Annotated in this window: 18 protein-coding genes and 1 tRNA gene; 13 read left to right on the top strand and 6 right to left on the bottom strand. The window is 65.4% G+C overall.

Going from position 1 to position 17,376, the window contains the following annotated elements; all coding sequences use genetic code 11:
* The first annotated feature begins 60 nt into the window (after positions 1–60).
* From ACIQF0_RS37475 to ACIQF0_RS37460, 4 genes are read left to right on the top strand one after another with little or no spacing between them, the layout of a single operon-like run.
* Complete coding sequence (locus ACIQF0_RS37475) at positions 61–945, top strand: ABC transporter ATP-binding protein (RefSeq protein WP_401037864.1); 885 nt, start codon at positions 61–63, stop codon at positions 943–945.
* Entirely contained in the window at positions 942–1,649 is a 708-nt protein-coding gene (locus tag ACIQF0_RS37470) for an ABC transporter permease (RefSeq protein WP_401037860.1), read from the top strand. Before ACIQF0_RS37475 ends, ACIQF0_RS37470 begins: the two co-directional genes overlap by 4 nt.
* The gene (locus ACIQF0_RS37465; RefSeq protein WP_401037857.1) at positions 1,646–2,788 is read left to right on the top strand and encodes a sensor histidine kinase; all 1,143 of its coding nucleotides are present in this window, start codon (positions 1,646–1,648) and stop codon (positions 2,786–2,788) included. The genes ACIQF0_RS37470 and ACIQF0_RS37465 overlap by 4 nt, the downstream gene beginning before the upstream one ends.
* Positions 2,785–3,390 carry a response regulator gene (locus tag ACIQF0_RS37460; protein WP_401037854.1) on the top strand — a complete coding sequence of 202 codons (606 nt, stop codon included), beginning with the start codon at positions 2,785–2,787 and terminating at the stop codon, positions 3,388–3,390. Before ACIQF0_RS37465 ends, ACIQF0_RS37460 begins: the two co-directional genes overlap by 4 nt.
* Here ACIQF0_RS37460 and ACIQF0_RS37455 read toward each other — a convergent pair.
* Positions 3,387–4,307 carry a squalene cyclase gene (locus ACIQF0_RS37455; RefSeq protein ID WP_401038562.1) on the bottom strand — a complete coding sequence of 307 codons (921 nt, stop codon included), beginning with the start codon at positions 4,305–4,307 and terminating at the stop codon, positions 3,387–3,389. The two genes, ACIQF0_RS37460 and ACIQF0_RS37455, sit on opposite strands and share 4 nt — an antisense overlap.
* Positions 4,308–4,464: 157 nt before the next feature.
* Here ACIQF0_RS37455 and ACIQF0_RS37450 point away from each other — a divergent pair.
* The 6 genes from ACIQF0_RS37450 to ACIQF0_RS37425 all read left to right on the top strand — a co-directional run bounded on the left by ACIQF0_RS37450 (position 4,465) and on the right by ACIQF0_RS37425 (position 8,795).
* Positions 4,465–4,547 (top strand) — tRNA-Leu (locus ACIQF0_RS37450).
* Positions 4,548–4,603: 56 nt separating this feature from the next.
* A complete protein-coding gene (locus ACIQF0_RS37445; protein WP_401037851.1) occupies positions 4,604–4,918 on the top strand; it encodes a hypothetical protein in 315 nt (104 codons plus the stop codon).
* A 196-nt stretch (positions 4,919–5,114) separates the two neighbouring features.
* A complete protein-coding gene (locus ACIQF0_RS37440) occupies positions 5,115–5,528 on the top strand; it encodes a hypothetical protein (protein WP_401037848.1) in 414 nt (137 codons plus the stop codon).
* Between the two features lie 9 nt (positions 5,529–5,537).
* Positions 5,538–6,704 (top strand): radical SAM protein, encoded by a 1,167-nt coding sequence (locus ACIQF0_RS37435; protein ID WP_401037845.1) that lies wholly within the window; start codon positions 5,538–5,540, stop codon positions 6,702–6,704.
* A 616-nt stretch (positions 6,705–7,320) separates the two neighbouring features.
* Positions 7,321–7,785, top strand: coding sequence for an AbrB/MazE/SpoVT family DNA-binding domain-containing protein (locus ACIQF0_RS37430; RefSeq protein ID WP_401037843.1), 465 nt, complete (start codon positions 7,321–7,323; stop codon positions 7,783–7,785).
* Entirely contained in the window at positions 7,782–8,795 is a 1,014-nt protein-coding gene (locus ACIQF0_RS37425) for a tyrosine-type recombinase/integrase (RefSeq protein ID WP_401037840.1), read from the top strand. The genes ACIQF0_RS37430 and ACIQF0_RS37425 overlap by 4 nt, the downstream gene beginning before the upstream one ends.
* A gap of 71 nt (positions 8,796–8,866) precedes the next feature.
* On the opposite strand, the gene ACIQF0_RS37420 is transcribed toward ACIQF0_RS37425, so the two are convergent.
* A complete protein-coding gene (locus ACIQF0_RS37420; protein ID WP_401037837.1) occupies positions 8,867–9,721 on the bottom strand; it encodes a helix-turn-helix domain-containing protein in 855 nt (284 codons plus the stop codon).
* Positions 9,722–10,714: 993 nt separating this feature from the next.
* Positions 10,715–10,966 (bottom strand): hypothetical protein, encoded by a 252-nt coding sequence (locus tag ACIQF0_RS37415; protein ID WP_401037834.1) that lies wholly within the window; start codon positions 10,964–10,966, stop codon positions 10,715–10,717.
* 258 nt (positions 10,967–11,224) lie between these two features.
* Here ACIQF0_RS37415 and ACIQF0_RS37410 point away from each other — a divergent pair, with 258 nt between their 5' ends.
* Positions 11,225–11,470, top strand: coding sequence for a hypothetical protein (locus ACIQF0_RS37410; protein ID WP_401037831.1), 246 nt, complete (start codon positions 11,225–11,227; stop codon positions 11,468–11,470).
* Positions 11,471–12,215: 745 nt separating this feature from the next.
* On the opposite strand, the gene ACIQF0_RS37405 is transcribed toward ACIQF0_RS37410, so the two are convergent.
* Positions 12,216–12,422, bottom strand: a complete 207-nt coding sequence (locus tag ACIQF0_RS37405) for a 4-oxalocrotonate tautomerase family protein (RefSeq protein ID WP_401037829.1) — start codon at positions 12,420–12,422, stop codon at positions 12,216–12,218.
* A 122-nt stretch (positions 12,423–12,544) separates the two neighbouring features.
* Between ACIQF0_RS37405 and ACIQF0_RS37400 the strand changes: the two genes are divergently transcribed.
* Entirely contained in the window at positions 12,545–13,366 is an 822-nt protein-coding gene (locus ACIQF0_RS37400) for a helix-turn-helix domain-containing protein (protein WP_401037827.1), read from the top strand.
* A gap of 22 nt (positions 13,367–13,388) precedes the next feature.
* Here ACIQF0_RS37400 and ACIQF0_RS37395 read toward each other — a convergent pair whose 3' ends face one another.
* Entirely contained in the window at positions 13,389–14,057 is a 669-nt protein-coding gene (locus ACIQF0_RS37395) for a TetR/AcrR family transcriptional regulator (RefSeq protein WP_401037825.1), read from the bottom strand.
* A 296-nt stretch (positions 14,058–14,353) separates the two neighbouring features.
* On the opposite strand from ACIQF0_RS37395, the gene ACIQF0_RS37390 reads away from it, so the two are divergent.
* Positions 14,354–15,583, top strand: a complete 1,230-nt coding sequence (locus ACIQF0_RS37390; RefSeq protein WP_401037823.1) for an ABC transporter substrate-binding protein — start codon at positions 14,354–14,356, stop codon at positions 15,581–15,583.
* Positions 15,584–15,623: 40 nt separating this feature from the next.
* On the opposite strand, the gene ACIQF0_RS37385 is transcribed toward ACIQF0_RS37390, so the two are convergent.
* Positions 15,624–17,255 (bottom strand): FUSC family protein, encoded by a 1,632-nt coding sequence (locus tag ACIQF0_RS37385; protein WP_401037820.1) that lies wholly within the window; start codon positions 17,253–17,255, stop codon positions 15,624–15,626.
* Between the last annotated feature and the right edge of the window lie 121 nt (positions 17,256–17,376).

The following is a 17,376-nucleotide window of genomic DNA, read 5'->3' as shown; positions in this document are numbered from 1 at the left end:
ATGGGGAACTGATGTGGGACCGCACTGCCGATGACCCTGTTCTCCCGAGATCGTTGGGTCATGACAGCGATCGAGGTGCGGGGGCTGACTCGCCGGTACAGCGGAGGGTTCGAAGCTGTGCGGGGCGTGTCCTTTGACGTGGAGCGGGGCGAGATGTTCGCGCTGCTCGGCACGAACGGCGCGGGAAAGACCTCGACGGTGGAGGTCGTGGAAGGGCTCTCACGTCCGGCGGAGGGGTCCGTACGTGTGCTCGGCCACGACCCGTTCAGCGAGCGCGCCGCCGTTCGGCCGCGGATGGGCGTGATGTTGCAGGAAGGCGGTTTCCCGCCGGACCTGACGGTGAGCGAGGCCGCGAAGATGTGGGCGGGGACCCTGACGTCGCCACGGCCGGTGGACGAGGCGTTGTCGCTCGTCGACCTGGCGCATCGAGCGTCGGTGCGGGTGAAGCAGCTGTCCGGCGGGGAGCGGCGGCGGCTGGACCTGGCGCTCGCGTTGCTGGGGAAGCCGGAGGTGTTGTTCCTCGACGAGCCGACCACCGGACTCGACCCGGAGAGCCGGCGCAACACGTGGGAGCTGATCCGTTCTCTGTTGCGCGAGGGCGTGACCGTGCTGCTGACCACGCACTATCTGGAGGAGGCGCAGGCGTTGGCCGATCGGCTGGCGATCATGCACCGCGGCCGGATCGTGGCGCAGGGAACGGTGTCCGAGGTGGTGGACGCGTACCCGTCGCGCATCTCGTTCGTGCCGCCGGCCGGTGTCCCGCTGCCCGTCGTGGCCGAGGTGGAGTCGTCGGGCCGCGTGACCGTGCGGACGAACGAACTGCAGTCGACGCTGCACGAGCTCCTTGCGTGGGCTCATCTGAACAACGTGGAACTGTCCGGTTTGGACGCCCGGTCGGCGTCGCTCGAAGAGGCGTTCCTGGCGATCGCGGAGGAGGCGGCATGAGGGCCGTGGCCATCGGGCAGGCCGAGCTGAAGTTGTTCTGGCGCAACCGGACCGCGCTGTTCAACTCGCTGCTGCTGCCGTTGTTGCTGGTGCCGGTGCTGATCTCGGTGGACGCGGAGGGCGTGCCGCTGGTCGTCGGGCTGATCGGGTTCGCGTTGCTGATGGCGGTGTACTACAACCTCGTCACCACGTTCGTCGCCCGGCGCGAGGAGCTCGTGCTCAAGCGCCTGCGCGTCGGCGAGCTCACCGATCCGGAGATCCTGCTGGGCGCGTCGCTGCCGTCCGTCGTGGTGGCAGTGGGTCAGATGGTGCTGTACTGCGTCGTCGTCGGAGTGATCACCGGTGTCGAACTGCCGTCGCGGCCGTGGTTCCTGCTGCTCGGCGTACTCGGTGGCGTCGCGGTCTTCACGGTGCTCGCCGCGGTGTCCTCGGCGTTCACCCGAACCGTCGAGATGGCGCAGGTGACGTCGTTGCCGATCCTGATGGCGTGCCTGTTCGGCTCCGGCCTGATGTTCCCGCTCTCGGCGCTGCCCGAGGGACTGGCCGCGGTGCTCAAGTACCTCCCGCTGACGCCGGTGCTCGAGCTGCTCCGCGCAGGCTGGGCGGACGGTCCCGTGCTCAAGCCGTTGATCGTCCTGGCGGTGTGGATCGTCGTGGGCACCTACGCTGTGCAGCGGTGGTTCAGGTGGGATCCCCGGAGGTGAACTTGCTCGGCTGGTGGCGGTCCCGTGGCAGCGCGGCGCGGTTCGACCTGTTCGTGCGCTACACGTTCTACCTGAGCTACGTGTTCCTGCCGCCGTTGCTGATCATCAACTTCGCCCGGGAGGTCAGCACCGCCGCCCTCGTCACGCTCGTCGCGGCGTTGCTGATCTACGTGGTCGTGAGCTGCCGGCTGGTCCACGTCGGAATCGAGCACCACCTCGGCCGGGGCCCGTTCCCCCGCCACCTGCTCACGACCTACCTGATCATCACCTGCGCGGTGCTGGCCACGGGCCAGCTCACCTTCCCGGATCCGTTGCCCGGCAAGCCCGACAGCCCGGGCGACGGCATCTCGGTGATCTTCCTCGTCCTGGCGATCACCACGCTGTCCGCCGTGCTCCGCCCGCGTTACGTCGCGCTGGCGGCCCTGGCGGGCGGCGCCTGGATGTACCTCACCGCGCCGCCCGGCCACGCCCTGTTCATCACGCTCATGCTGCAGTTCCTGGTGGTCGCGTTCCGCTCGACCCTCTGGATGCTCGCCGTCGTCTGGGAACTGGACCGCTCCCGCGAGGTCCGCGCGAACCTGGCCGTGGCCGAGGAACGCCTCCGCTTCGCCCGCGACCTGCACGACGTCGTGGGCCGCAACCTCTCCGTCGTGGCCCTGAAAGCCGACCTGGCAGCCCAGCTGGCGCGCCGAGACCGTTCCGCGGCCGCCATCGACGAAATGCTGGAAGTCCGCCGCATAGCCCACGACTCGCTGGACGAACTACGAGAGGTCGTGAGCGGCTACCGAACCGCCGACCTCTCCGTGGAACTGTCAGGCGCACGCTCCCTGCTCGCCTCCGCGGGCATCGACTGCCGCGTGATCGGCGAGGTCGACGTCACCGGCGAACCGGCAGGCGCCCTGGGCTGGGCAGTCCGCGAGGGCGTCACCAACGTCCTGCGCCACAGCGAGGCCAACACGTGCACGATCACGTTGCGCGGCAAGATCCTCACCATGGCGAACGACGGCGTCTCCCTGACCGCGTTCCGCTTCGGCAGCGGTCTCACCGGCCTCCACGAACGCATAGCGGCCCTGGGCGGCACCGTGACAGCGACCCCGGAAGCCCCCAACCGCTTCGTCCTCACCGTGGAGCTCCCGTGATCCGCATCCTCCTGGCCGACGACGAACACCTGATCCGAGGTGCCATGGCAGCCCTGCTGTCCCTGGAAGACGACCTCGAAGTAGTAGCCCAAGCAGCCACCGGCGCCGAAGCGATAGCCACCGCCCGAGTGGTCAACCCCGACGTGGCCGTGATCGACCTGCAAATGCCGGACCTGGACGGCGTAGCGGTAGCGCAAGCCCTCGCTCTGGAACTCCCGTCGTGCTCCACGATGATCGTCACCAGCCACGGCCGCCCAGGCCACCTAAAACGAGCACTAGCCGCAGGCGTAAGGGGCTTCCTCCCGAAAACCGTCTCCTCGGACGTTCTGGCCACAGTGGTCAGAACCGTCCACACAGGAGGCCGCTACGTGGACCCGGCCCTGGCAGCCGAAGCAATCAGCGCAGGCGACAGCCCACTAACACCACGAGAAGCAGACGTCCTAGAGCTGGCCCTGGAAGGCGCACCAATCGAGGAAATAGCCCGCCGAGCCTCCCTCTCCCCAGGCACAGTCCGCAACTACCTCTCCTCAGCCGTGGGCAAAACCGCAGCAGCGAACCGCCACGAGGCCGCCCGCTTCGCCAGGGCAAAGGGCTGGATCTAACGATCCCACCACTCCAACACCCGAAGCGCGTAGAACGTGAGCCACTTCGACGGCTCCCCCGCAGGCACATCAACCTCAAACCACACCCGCCCAGGATGCCGACCAGCCTGCAACCAGGTCCCATCCTCCTGCCGGGCAAGCCTGATCATCTCCACGGCCTCAGCCATCCGAGGATCCTTCCGCCCCGCCTCCCGGAAGTAGTCCATCGCGTTCAACACGCTGTACCCCCACCGAAACGGCGACCGGAACTCGCCAACCCACTCCCCCACAACCTCCTGAGTGGACAACCGCCGGCACAACCGCCGGGCAAGCAGGTACTCCTCACCCCGAGCCCGAGCCGCCTTGGTCTCCGCAGTGCCCCCAGTAGCCACCTCGTACGCCAGCAACCCCTTCAACGAGTTGAGCGTCGAGTGAAACGACGACCGCGTCGACCCCTCAACCCACTCGCAGTTCCACCCACCGTCCTCAAGCTGATGCTCCACGAACCAGTCGGCAATACCCCGAACATCGACCCCAAGCCACACCCCGTTGGCCAAGGTCCACGAGTTGATGCAGCAGTCGACCTCCCCACCCCAATAGGGCAGGTCCTGGTACTCCCACCGACACCCGGCCTCAAGAAGCCCAGCCGTCCCCTCAAGCACCGAGGCGTCAAGCCCCCACTCCCGCAACGAGGTCAACGACCAGGTGGTGGCCGTCCACGGCTGCCCCTTCTCCTCCTTCCCGTCAAACCCAGCGGGAAAGAAGGCCCCACCAGCCCACATCCCATCGACCCCCTGCGCCGCCAGCAGCCGAGCCCCAAACCCCTCACCCCCAACAAGCGCCCGCGTAGCACGCCAAACCTCCTCGGGCGCCCCAACCAGATCCCGCTGAACCTGCCACCGCAACGCAGGGTCAGAGTCAAGCAACCACCCATCCAACTCACGCACCCCCCGACCCTAGCCCGGCCCACCGACACCACCACCGATCAAGCCCCTACCAGCACAAACAAGCCCACCACGCCCCGATTTTGGCGCACACCGACGATCATGTAACCTATGGACACACCACGGCGCGAGCCGAGGCAGAACTAAATACGTCCGGGTGGCGGAATGGCAGACGCGCTAGCTTGAGGTGCTAGTCCCCGAAAGGGGGTGGGGGTTCAAGTCCCCCCTCGGACATCGAAGTTGATCAAGCGCATAAGGGGCCGTCCCCTAGACGGCCCCTTATGCATTTCGTGCCAAAGATCGCTTTCCATCTTCCTAGAGGCCACCGCTGCCTGGAGCTTGACCACGGACGCCAGGTTCGACGCTGGCAGACCACTCCAGTTCTACTCTGGGGCCGCGGCCTGCCGCTCCCCTGTCTCATTGATCGCGCCTACCAGGGCAACCAGATCAACACCAGCCACGACTGCCGGCTGAAACGCCAAAGTTTCCCTTCCGCGTCCACCCGGCACATATACGACTGGGGTGACATCGTCAACATCGATGGGTTGCGAACGGCCGAAGACGAACGTCAACCAGGCACGACCCAGCGGATCAAGCAGATGTGAGCCTGGGAGAAGCGCAGGATGCGATACGAACTACTGATGCGATACATCAAAAATACGCATGACTTTCATAGCGCAACTATTTAAATCCGCCAAGATGGCGAGGTAGATTAGAGACTTCTTCCCCTAGCAGACAGTGCCGCCTGAGGGATTTAATTATGAGTTGCTCAGCAGACGATGCAACGAGGGGAAACATACCATGTCCGAGAAAAGTGAGATCATCAAGCTCGGCGACTTGGCCAAGGACTCTGACCAGCTGCAAGAAATAGGGAAAAGCATTGTAAAGCAAGCGGCGGAAAACGCACTCGCCGAGCGCCTTGGGCTGCCAATAAAGTCGCCAATGGTCGCACGACGAGTGCTCCCAGGTAGCACAGTACCGGCCGACCTCCTTAACCAGTCTGGAGTTATTTTTGATCCGACTTCAAAAATCGCCGAGACAGGCTGGGAGAAGACCTGGCTCAATCTCGGCGTGTGGGACAGAAACTGGGGGCAGAACGAGAACGATCGCATAATTGGTCGTCCTATTGATCTAGCGAACAGGTTCCAGTTGAGCCGAGTTCTCACAGATGACGAAATCAACGTCGTGGAACGCTTGAAGCTTCGCGATGTCTGACAGATCACGATGAGCGCGAACCATCGCACGCTCGGCCTGATTGTAAAGGCCTCACGTCAATGCAACCTTCGCTGCACTTACTGCCATGATTGGCGCTCCCACAGCGATTCCATGCCGTTTTCCACCCTCGCAGAGATGACGTGGCGAGCACTTCGAGCGACTGGAACAGATCGCGTCGAATTCATCTGGCATGGCGGCGAACCGCTCCTACTAGGTCCATCGTTCTACGCGAAAGCGATCGGATTGCAGCAGGAATTTAGAGCTGACCGCCATCGTATCACTAACTCTTTACAAACGAACGGAACCCTGCTGAATGCCGACTGGTGCAGGTTCTTCAGAGACACAGGCTTCAGCATCGGCGTGAGCATCGATGGACCACCCGAAATACACGACACAAGTAGGATATACGAGTCAGGCAGAGCCAGCTCCAGAAAAGTCCGATCCGGAATTGAGCTACTCAACGATCACGAGGTGCCATTCGGCATACTAATGGTCGTAGGCGAAAAAGCCCTCGACATCGGCGCCGAGCGAGTCTGGAACTTTTTTCTTCACGACCTAGGCGTCAAACGATTTTCCTTCCTCGCAGCACGACCGGACAACACATCAAGTTCCGGCGAGCGGCCGACCACGGAATATACTACAGCCGATAAGTACGTTAATTTCATGAAAGACATTTTTGACCTCTGGCTAGCGGCTGACGACCCGTTGATTAGCATTCGAGAAATCGACAGCCTGCTTGGGCAAATACTCGGAGGAACAGCAAAGGTTTGCACGCTAGCAGGGGATTGCATAGGTCAGTACTTCCATATTGAGGCAAACGGCGACGTATACCACTGCGACAAGTACTTGGGCGACCTGAATTATAGAGTCGGGAACATCCTCACGGACGATTTTGACTCTATCGCCCACAGCGCGCCAGTCGAACGCTTAAGGAAGGATGAATCGACAAACCTTCACAACTTGAACGATTGCCCTTCCTTTGCAATCTGCAACGGCGGCTGTCCGCACGACCGTTATGTTGCTCGCCGCTCGGGACAAAAGAACATCACATGCTGCGGTTTGCGTGACTTGATTGAATACATCCAGGTGCGACTCGGGCCAGCAATCGAAGCATGGCAACGCGCTCATAACACGGTACTACTCGGCCGGAATATTCCCATCGGCCGACCGAGTTGAGCTCGGCGCTCGGGCTTACTGGTGGACGTGTCGAGGCCGCTGACGCGCGGGGTGCCGCATTTCCACGGAAGATCGGTACGACGGGCTAGACTTTCGCTCTTCCTGAATCTGTCGTGTTCACACTGACATCCTGAACGATCTGCGGACCTCGACCGCCCTCCCACTGCACCTGCCCGCCGTTGGCATGACCGCGGAGTCTGCGCAGACCGTTGGTGGTGTTCGACCCTGTCAAGTCAGTGCACTCCGGACGCGCGCGCCTCCGCTTCCCGTCCCACCTCATCCCCAACCGTGACACCTTGAGGGTGAGCCGTCTCGTCCCACGCCGGCCGAGGGGAGAAACGGCGAGAGTGGGACGGATCCACCACCGGGCCCGCTCTCACCAAACAAGCCATCTGCCGGCGTAGATGCCTAGTTTCAGCTGTCCCGACCACGAACGCTCTCGGAAGAGCTTGGAACAGGTCTCGGTGCGTGATCAGCTTAGACTAGGCGTGTGCTTAGCGAGCAAGATCGTCCTCGGACACGAAAATGTGGCACGTGTGCCACGTCTGCGTGGCAGGTGCTCAAGTACGCTTGAGCACCTGTTTTTCGTTTCGGCGCCACTTCCAGGTGGCGTTCGATGACCATTTCCTACATCCGCCCGATCGTTCCTGAGACTGCTCCGGGAAACGCACGGTGCGCATCTGCTCGTATTGCCGGTCAGCCCCTCCCCCTTATCGCCATTCCGGTATCACCGCCACCACGGCTGAGCAACGTCCTGTACAGCGTCGCCACAGTCGACGAACGCGGCCGGGTCGCTGACCGCCAGATGGCCGCCGCACTGAACTGGACTACCGCAACCCGGCTGAGCATCCGCGAACATCACGGCCTGCTGGCCGTGGCCGCTGACCCGCATGGCGTCTTCAAACTCACCAGGCAGGGACACGTCCGGCTACCGGCCGACGCCCGCCGCGCAGGACGCCTGAGCACCGGCGACCGGGTTCTCCTCGTCGCCCACCTCGACCACAAGACGATCACAGTGTTCCCACCCGTCGCATTGGACCAGCTGGTGCTGCCCGTCCTGCCAGGCGGTGAAGACCAGTGACCGGCGCGCCGACCCAGGCCGAGCTCGACGCCGCCCGCCTCGTCCTCGACCGGATGGGCGTGACCGCGGAGGACCTGCTCAACTCGGTGAAGCCGCCGGCACCGACCTTCGCCGAGTACATCCCGGTAGTCGCGGCGGCCGTCAGCGACGGCACCCGCCGCGCCTACACGCCGTACTGGAATCGCGTACTTGACCAGTGGGCCGACATCTCGCTGAGTGACCGGACCCCGACCGACATCCAGCGGCTCGTCCAGCACATCAAGGCCAACCTCACCGTCCGCCGCAACACCCGCAACGGCAACTCCGCCGCCGAACATCTCATCGCCGCCCTGCGCTGCCTCTACAAACACGCCGTCAACGACGAACTCATCGACGAACGCTCCAACCCCGCCGCCAAGGTGCCCAAGCCCCGACGACAGCCCAGCAACCGAAGGGCGCTGTCCGGCAAGCAAATGGACCAGCTCAACGAGGTCGTCGCCACCACCGGCAACGACCCCCAACTCGACTCGCTGATCATCCGGTTCCACACCGAGACCGCTGCCCGCCGTGGTGGTGCGCTCGCGCTGCGGCCCAAGGATCTTGACGAGGAGAACTGCCTGGTCTACCTCCGGGAGAAGGGCGAGACGTCACGGTGGCAACCGGTCTCACCCACGCTCATGTGGCATCTGCTCCAGCACGTCGAACACCGTGGCGCACCCATGAACGGCCGATTGCTACGCAACGCCGACGGCAGCCCGATCACCTACCACCGCTACGACAACCTCTGGAAGCGAGTCGGTCAAAACCTCGTTTGGGCAGGCAAACAGGGTGTCAGCACGCACTGGATCCGCTACACCACGCTGACATGGGTCGAAAGGCACTTCGGTTACGCCGTCGCCCGCGCATTCGCCGGGCACAACGACACCAACACCGACGCCGGAAGCACCACGACCTACGTCCGGGCGACCCTCGAAGAAGTCGCCACCGCCCTGGCTGCACTCACCGGTGAGCACCACCCGCTCGCCGCGTAGCTGATGCGCCACGGGACGGGGGTCTGCCCGTCGCGATGGGCAGACCCCCGTCCGAAGCTCGCGGCTTCTTCCTAGCGGGGCGCCTCAAGGACTACCACCGGCGGAAATCCCTCGCGTTCCCTGGAGTCAGCGATGGAGAGGCTCTCTCCAAGGCGGCACAGCACCGTTTTCGACTGTTCCGCGTCCAGGCTGACGTGGTCGAGTGCGCGAACGACCTGCTGGTAGGCCTCAACCGCCTCTTGGTCTTCCTCGATGAGCAGGGACCGCTCGTGTTCCAGAAAGATCAGTGGCTCGTGCGCCCGGAAGGTCAGCCGGGTGAAGGCCTCGTTCATGCCCGCGTGAGCGCCGACCGCCGTCGGCACTATCTTGATCGTGATGTTCGTGCGAACACCCATCAGCAGCAGGTGGTGCACCTGGCTGACGTGGACGTCATGGCCGCCGACCGGCAGATGCAGCGCGTGTTCGTGGATGTAGAAGGTGCATTGCAAACCGCGGCCGACGAGCAGATCCTGCAGTTCCTGTCCCGTCTTGAGGCGGAGGTCCGTGTCCTCGTCAGGCACGTTCGGAGAAGCAGCGATGGCCGCACGCATGTAGTCCACCGACTGCAGGTACACCGGGAGCCCGAGCGGGTGCCACACGGTCAGGCTCTTCGCCGCCTTGAGGTTCTCGACGAGCGTGCGGTGCCGTTCAGGCGCACTCACGCTGTGCTTCTGCCACCAACCCTTGACGTGGGTTGCGGGCCGAAGCGCCATCAGGTGGTCACGTTCATCAACAGGCGTGCGGCAGACCCCCAGCAGTAGAGCCAGCTCTTTCTCGGTGCATCCGATCTTGCCGTTCAGGAAGTCCGACAGTTTCGCCTCCTGCCAGCCGACGAGCTCAGCGACCCGTCGTGCGGGCATTCCGGAGGCCTTGATAGCCACCCGCACGCCGTCACCGAACTCGCGGCCACGAGCCGTGGAGCATCTCTGCGGCATGGGGAATTCCTTGCTGTAGCTGGGATCTGTTGCGCCAGGCACAATCAGCCAACTGCTCCAGCGCAGGTCAGACCAGCTCAACAATCGCGCAGCGACTAAGCAGGAATCTCGCAGCTACTAGCTCTCACCTGCAGAAATGGCGTGGCCATGCCGGTATGACCCGATCGGGTGTTCGGGCCACCACGCGGTCTACATGAGCGCTTCGGCGTGGACCGCGAGCGCCGTGGCGAGGTCCGGGCGGTAGCCCTTGTCAATGCGGCGGAAAGCCTGGCGGCAACATAGAGCAGGGCGAGCCGCCCTGACTCTGACATCAGCACGGCGACGAAGACGGAACACCATCTCCAGCACGAGTGGGCTGTAGCAGATCAAGGTCGCTGCGTCGGTGCCTGCCGGGCCGGCCCCGACCATTCCCAGTCGAGCACTCCGAAGTCCGGCCCCTGACATCGAGGACACACTCGCAGCCAGAACCGCTCCTCGCCGCAGGCGGCGAGCACATCGATCTACCGATCCGTCCAGCCAAAGCTCGCAATCCAGGACGCGGCCGAGGTTCACCGCGGCTCATTGAGGGTTCTTGGGCATCCGCCGGCGGAACTGGGCGTCGCCGTCGCTGAGGTCCCCGTGCCCGCTACTCCTCCGTGACGTGAAGCACCTAGGCCTCGGGCGTCGCCATACACCAGCGCCGGTGGTCATCCAGCGCGATTTCCATGATGTCGTTGTCCAGTGTGGACGACAGGATCGGCCAGTGGGTCACACAAATGATCTACGCCCGTGACTTGCCCAGCTCGTACACGAGAGGTGCTTCAAGCAAGACACGACGCGTTCATGAACCCGAACGCGGTCTCCTCACGGGGAAGAGCCCTTGCGCTTCGTCTGCGGACGAACGCCGGCACCTCCGCTGAGCCGTGAGCCTTCGTGAAGAGGTGCCGGCATCGGTTGTGCGCGACGTTAGTGCTGGATGAGGCGGTCGACCGCGCCGCCGTCAACGGACACGGTGTCCCGGTGAATGCCAGGCCGGCTGGAGAGAGCCGGAAGCACCGCGATCTGCTGTCCGCCGGTAAGCGGAACCGGGCAGATGCACGTGGCGTGGTCGTAGTTGTTGGCGGCCTGGATCCCACCCTCGGTGAACTGCTGGGTGTTGTTGTCGTCTGCCAGTGCGGGCGTCGCACTGATGAGCGCCGCGCCAGTGGCCGCGAACAATACGGTTGCAATACGTGATGAGTTGAACACGGCCTGCAACCTAGCGGTTGTCGCGGGGCGAACCAGCCGATCTCACTCCATCGAGCGGTCGCTCATGCTCGATCAGGTGTCGCGTCACGATCCTTGCCCGGTGGATCAGTAGATGAGTTGACCGACGGTGTCTTGTGCGGGAATCGGCTCGGCCAATGCGACGAGGTCGGCGACGACGAAACTAGAAGTCGTGGACAGCACCGAGCCGATGCGGCAGGGCGGTCGCCGATGAGGGCAGTCGGGACTGACATTTGCCGGTCGCTTCAAGCCGCCCCGGCCAAGACCACGATCTCGCCGTACTCGCTACGAGGCAGAGAGGGCCAGACCGTGGCCACGCCGGTCACGTGGGATGAGATCCATGGTTGCCGTCGGCCCGAGCAGTTGGTGTTCACCGCAGACGAAGTGCTCGATCGGATCTCAGAACTTGGCGATCTCTTCCTTCCAGCTCTGCAAACTCGAGCACCGCTGCCGTGACGTCGATCTACGGTGAGGCGTTCGATCTGATCCGGTTCGAGAGGCTGCTGCCGGGCCCTCAAGGATGCTGCGGCGGCGAGTGAGCGGTGGGTCCGATGCTCGTTGTAGTGCCGCTCGTACTCGCGCAGCGCGTGCCGTAGGTGGGTCCGATTCCAGATCAGTGTGCGGTCCAAGCATTTCACCGCGGACGGTCTTCACCCAGCACTCGATGATGGAGTTCATGCGGGCATTCGGACGCCGGTCAGCACCGTAGTGATTTCCGCTGAGCCGAGGATCTCGTCAATCAACGCGGGGTATTTGGCGGCGGTCGCGGATAAGGAATCTGATCCGCGCGAGGTGCCCGGTGTCTTCGAGGTCCATGAGCACGTTGCGGATGGCCTGGGTCACCCAGACATGGGTGGAGTGCGGTGGCGCCGAGGATGCGTGTCGACCTCGCGCGAACTATGTTCGAACTGTCACGTCTTGACGCCATCACTCCGCCCGCACGTCATCGTTCCGCACGAGAGCGCGTGTGCGGAGTTCTGGCCCCCACAGAGGGTCTACGTCGCGAGGCAGTCCATGCGTCGCCGATGGCGTGAGACCGGAGAGGTACCGATCGGCGACTCTTGATGCCGGTCAAGGAGGAGCAGCCTCGCCTTCCCAACTCATACGGCCAAGGCGAGCAGGCCGCCTTGGCCGTACCAGCACTATTCGCGCAGGGAACGGTTCGGGAGTGAGGACTGCTCGAACCGAGGCGCCGTCGCGGTCACCTCTGCTGGATCTTGGCGAGGGTGAGGACCTCGCCGCGGATCCCCCAGCCACCGTCGGCGACCTCGTCGACGAGAACCATCGTGTTGTCGCGGACCGCGTCACCGAAGGTGTCGGCGTAAAGGTCGGTGACCTTCTCCACGAGGGTCTGCTTCTGCTCGGCGGACAGCGTGCCCGCGGGTACCTTCAGGTTGGCGAACGGCATGACGTGCTCCTTTTCGTTGGCAGGAGAAGCATTTCCCGCAGTCCAGCCACCAACCAGTTGCCGTTGACCCAGGGGACGGCATCCCCTGGCTGCGACAGCGGCGTCCAGCGATACTCACGGACGTGAACCTCGCTGAACTCGGCCTGTTCCTGCAGTCGCGGCGTGCGCGCATCACGCCCGGCGACGTGGGCCTGCCGACGGGCCCGCGGCGCCGCGTCCCCGGCCTGCGCCGTGACGAGGTCGCCCAGATCGCCGGCGCGTCCGTGGACTACTACATCGAACTCGAACGCGGCCGCGGCGCCCAGCCGTCGGTGCAGATGCTCGCCGCCCTGGCCAGGGCACTGCGCCTGGACTCGGACGAACGCGAGCACCTGTTCGTGCTCGCGGGCAGGCCCGTGCCGCCCGCGCACGGCGTCTCGGCGCACGTGGCGCCGGCGATACTCGCGTTGCTCGACCGCCTCGACGGCACTCCGGCGCGCATCATCACCGACCTGCACGAGACCCTGGTGCAGAACCGGCTCGCCACCGCCCTGCTCGGCCCGGCGACCAGGGAGAGCTTCCTGTCACAGTGGTTCACCGACCCCGCCGTCCGCGCGGTCTACCCCGAAGACGACCACCCGCACCACTCGAAGGTGCTGGTGTCCGATCTCCGCGCGGCCGTGGCCCGGCACGCCCCCGCCGGCGCTGCGGCCGCGATGGTCACGCGGCTCCGGCAGGCCAGCGAGGAGTTCGCGGCGTTGTGGGACACCGGCGACGTCGCCGTCCGCCGGGGCGAGCACAAACGGATCGTCCACTCCGAACTCGGAGTCGTCGACATCCAGTGCCAGAACCTGTTCAGCGAGGACGGCCACCAACGGCTGCAGTTCTTCGTGGCCACGCCGGGGACTGCGGCCGTCGAGCAACTGCGCCTGCTGGACGTCATCGGAGTCCAGCAGTTCTCCTGACGTCAGGTCTGCGCGAAAGGTGTCAGGTGCCGAGCATACGGCCGACCCAGGTCGTCAGGTCGGGCAGCAACAGAAGCAGGTCGGGCGACGACTGTGAATCGATGGTGTCCGAACAGATCTGACGTACCGCGTAGATGGCGCCAACATAGGCGCTGAACGGGATGTCCTCGGCGCCGAGCGAGACTTCCACGCGCTTGGCGCGCATGAACGTAGCCATCCCGTGCAGCGCATCCCGCCGCCGTGCGCGCGCCTCCCGTCCAACGCCGTCCATCTCGACCTGAAACGCGCGCGCGGCCACGAGGTCCTGTTGCAACGTGGCCAGGTAAGTCTCAAGCACTGCCGAAACCTGGGAACTCCAGTCCCTTCCGGACAGATCCAGTTCGGACATCCGTCCGATCAGAACCGCGATGAACCGGTCGTAGGCGGCATAAACGCAGGCGTCCTTGTCGGCGAAGCAGCCGTAGAACACCGTGCGCGACACCGCCGCGTGGGCGCAGATCTCACGGACGCCGACGCCACGAAACCCTTCGGCCGCCAGGATCTCCGTCGCGGCGATCAACATTCGCTCGCGTTGAGAGGTCACCACGTCCTCACGGCTCAGTTCGTGCCGTCCACGCGGCAAGGCGGTCGGCGGCGTGAAGAACACGCCTGGCGTGATCCGCTGCTGCGCTGCCGCCCCCGTCGCCGCCATGTCCCCCGCTCCTGTTGCGTCCGTCCATCCTGCACCAGGATCCCGCACGCGATGACCGCCGGGCTCCGTGCGGCACGGGACGTTGACGCCAGGCGATCAGAGTACGTAGTGTTACTTCGATGTTTCGGCTGGTGAAGCGAAACTCTCGCCCGTCCGCCGGACTTGGTCGCGACCCTGCCGAAAGCCGCTCCGCCGCGTGTGCACGCGGCTTACGCACACCTCTGGGAGAAAGCCTTGTGCCCCCTTGTGATCCGGTCGACGCGGCGCGCATCCTCCACCCCTTCGCGGAGCCATCCATGAAGACCTTCCGGACAGCCTGCGCGCTCGTCGCCACTGCCATGCTCGCCGCATGCGGCACCGGCGCCGACCAACCCGCCGCAGTCAAGATGGGAACCGGCGTCACACCCACCACCATCCAGCTGGGCGTCCTGACCGACCTGACCGGCCCATTCCGGGCTTTGGCCGCGTCGCGCGTCACCGGCTACCGCGTGCTCGTCGATGAGGTGAACCAGCGCGGTGGCGTCTGCGGACGCCGACTGGAGCTGGACGTGCGCGACCACGCCCTGGACGTCGGCAAGGCCCTCAAGGGCTACGTCGAGCTGGAACCACGGGTGCTCGGCTTTCTCGACGTGACCGGAACCCAGATCATGACCGCGGTCGAGCCCGACCTGCGGCAGACCAGGATGCTGGTGGCCCCGGCGTCGTGGGCGCGGTCGCTGCTGGACAACCCGCACGTGATGCTGGTGGGCGCGACCTACGACACCGACGTCCTCAACGGACTCGACCACCTGGTGCGACACGGCATCATAGGTTCCGGCAGCGACATCGGACACCTCCACACCGCCGAGATGGCCGCCGAGGAGGTCTTGAAAGCCAGCGCCTTCGCGGCCGCGCACTGGGGCATGACCGTCCACCCCCACCAGGTCGACTCCGCATCCGGCCTCGACGAACCGCTGCGGGCGCTCCGAGCCGCCGGCACCCGAGCCCTGGTCCTGAACACCGACCCTCAACGCACCGCCGCGATCATGACCGCGACCATGCGAATCGGGTGGGAAGTCCCACTGCTGATCGGCGCCATCGGTTATGACCCGACCCTGCTCGACCTTCCCCTGGGCGCGGCTCTCGCCGCACGAGCACTGATCGTCTCGCCCTCGGCCCCGTACGGGTCCGACATCCCCGGTGCCCGTCACGTCGCCGAAGCAGTGGCTCGTGACTTCCCCACCGAGAAACCCAACGGCGCCATCAACCACGCCTACGCGGTCGCCCTGGCGTTCCAGGCCGTCCTCACCGAAGCCTGCCGCCGAGGCGACCTCACCCGCGACGGCATCGCGGCCGCGCTCGCCAGCACCCGGCATGCCGACACCCAGGGCATCACTGGACCGCTGGAGTTCTCCCACACCGGCCGCCCCTCCACCAACCGCTCCTTCATCAGCCGTCCCAACCCCACCGTCCCCGGCACGCTGGCACTGGTCGAAGACCAGTTCGAGTCACCACTCGTCGCGTTGCGCGGCACTCGAGGTGGCTGACCCTCCAACGGCATCTCATTCGGTAACACTCGCGTTCGGATCACGGATCCGCGTCGGCGTCTCCGTCGTGTCCGTCCCGGTAACGGACCGCGAGCGCACGGAGGTCATGCACGACAGCGGCCGCTTCGTCGAGCTGGACGTCGACCGCCTGGTGGGCATGCGAGAACGGCCAGCCCTGGCGAGAGGCCGCCGCATCCGCTCTCCACCGCAGGAGCCGCTGGTGTGACTCTCGTACAGCGGCGTCGACCTCATCCGCCGGGCGCCCGCTGGTGATCCGGTCCATCGCGGTGTCGACGGCGTCGGCGAGGTCGACCGCACGTCCCCGCAGCAGGGCGCCGCTCCGAGTCGGGAGCACGAACAGAGCGACCGCGATACCGATGGCCGCGCCTGCTGCGGTCTGCGCCAGTCGTACTGCCAGGACGTCGTCGGCAGAGGGACCCGACAGCGCGAAAGCCAGGTAGAGGAAAACGGTGAGGAAGAAGACGCTCCAGCCGTAGGCGACGTCGGCCAGGTACTGCTGCAAGAACACGGCCACGACCACGTACGCGACCACTGCGGCGAGGTTGTTCTCGGTCAGCGCGACGAGTGCGCTGCCCACGGGCAGCGCTGCAGCGGTGCCCAGCACGCGTCCGATCCCCTTGCCGACCGCGTCTGCGGCCGACGACGTGCCGAAGAGCGGCACCAGGGCGGCCAGCACGCCCCAGAACCACCGCTGTGGGTCGATCAGCATGGACACCGTCACGGCGAGAGCAGCGGCGACGAGCAGCTGCACCGCCATGGCGACCTGGCCACGACCACCGCGCGCAGTGGAGGGTGCCGCGGTATTGTCCAGCGGCGCAGCCGACATCGGCGCCGAGTCCACGTCCCCACCGACGGATCTCCTGCGCCAGAACGGTTTTCGCGACGCGGCCCCGTCGGGCAACGGGTCGGCGAGCACCGGGTCGACGAGAAGGCGGTCGATCACGGCGGGGTCCCCGCCCGCGCGGACCTCCGCCACCGCATCCGCGAGCCGCACCTCGAACGAGCCGAGTTCCGCACCCGCACCGAACCGCAGCCGGCCGGGCCAGCACCGGGGGTGCGCCTCGATGTGCGCCCTCGTCGAAGCCACAGCAAAGGCGAAACTGTCCAGCGCACCACGTACGGCCTTGCCGTTCCCCGCCACAGAACCAGCTCGCACGGCCAAGACCCCGACGCTGCGCATCAGGCGGGCGGGCAGTGCCTCCGGCCGCTCCCGGAAGACCACCCCCAGCCCCAAAACGGACACCGCCGCGCCCACGACGATCGAAGACAGGTGGATGGGCAGTCTGGCAGCTGGAACGGCGACCAAGCCCGCGCCGTAGAACGCGGCGATCGCGGCGAGGGCGAGCAAGGTTCCCCGGACACCCGCCAGCGACGCCGCCAACGTGACCACCCCCAAGCCCATGAACGCCGCCGCAGTCAGCAACGGTCGGCCGTGGACCAGAGTGCCCAGCACCAGTCCGATCCCCGCTGGGACCGGCATGAGCGCAATCGTGACGACGTGGTGACGGGCATTCGGGTCCATGCCCGAGCCCATCGTCGCCACCGCGGTCACCAGCAAACCGGGCACGGCGAGCAAAGCCTTGATGTCCACTTCGGACGCCATCACCAGCAGGACGGCCACCGTGGCGGCGGTCGTGACCGTAGCTGCCACAGCGCCGCGCAGCCGACGCAATCCCACATCGGTGGCATAGAGGCGATCCAACGCCCCCTGCCTGACACCACGCACCCGTCCCTCCTTCCCAGGCGTCGTACCGTGCTCGAAAGATCCGCCG

The sequence above is a fragment of the Lentzea sp. NPDC092896 genome (genome assembly GCF_044754905.1).
Taxonomy (GTDB): domain Bacteria; phylum Actinomycetota; class Actinomycetes; order Mycobacteriales; family Pseudonocardiaceae; genus Lentzea.
Note: the sequence above shows the minus strand (reverse complement) of the source record. Positions and strands in the feature narration are given on the sequence as shown.

Excerpts from the sequence above, each read along its gene's own strand:
- ACIQF0_RS37475 (WP_401037864.1), top strand. The coding sequence starts at position 61 with ATGACAGCGATCGAGGTGCGGGGGCTGACTCGCCGGTACAGCGGAGGG.
- ACIQF0_RS37470 (WP_401037860.1), top strand. The coding sequence starts at position 942 with ATGAGGGCCGTGGCCATCGGGCAGGCCGAGCTGAAGTTGTTCTGGCGC.
- ACIQF0_RS37440 (WP_401037848.1), top strand. The coding sequence starts at position 5,115 with ATGTCCGAGAAAAGTGAGATCATCAAGCTCGGCGACTTGGCCAAGGAC.
- ACIQF0_RS37435 (WP_401037845.1), top strand. The coding sequence starts at position 5,538 with ATGAGCGCGAACCATCGCACGCTCGGCCTGATTGTAAAGGCCTCACGT.
- ACIQF0_RS37430 (WP_401037843.1), top strand. The coding sequence starts at position 7,321 with ATGACCATTTCCTACATCCGCCCGATCGTTCCTGAGACTGCTCCGGGA.
- ACIQF0_RS37410 (WP_401037831.1), top strand. The coding sequence starts at position 11,225 with ATGAGGGCAGTCGGGACTGACATTTGCCGGTCGCTTCAAGCCGCCCCG.
- ACIQF0_RS37405 (WP_401037829.1), bottom strand. The coding sequence starts at position 12,422 with ATGCCGTTCGCCAACCTGAAGGTACCCGCGGGCACGCTGTCCGCCGAG.
- ACIQF0_RS37395 (WP_401037825.1), bottom strand. The coding sequence starts at position 14,057 with ATGGCGGCGACGGGGGCGGCAGCGCAGCAGCGGATCACGCCAGGCGTG.
- ACIQF0_RS37390 (WP_401037823.1), top strand. The coding sequence starts at position 14,354 with ATGAAGACCTTCCGGACAGCCTGCGCGCTCGTCGCCACTGCCATGCTC.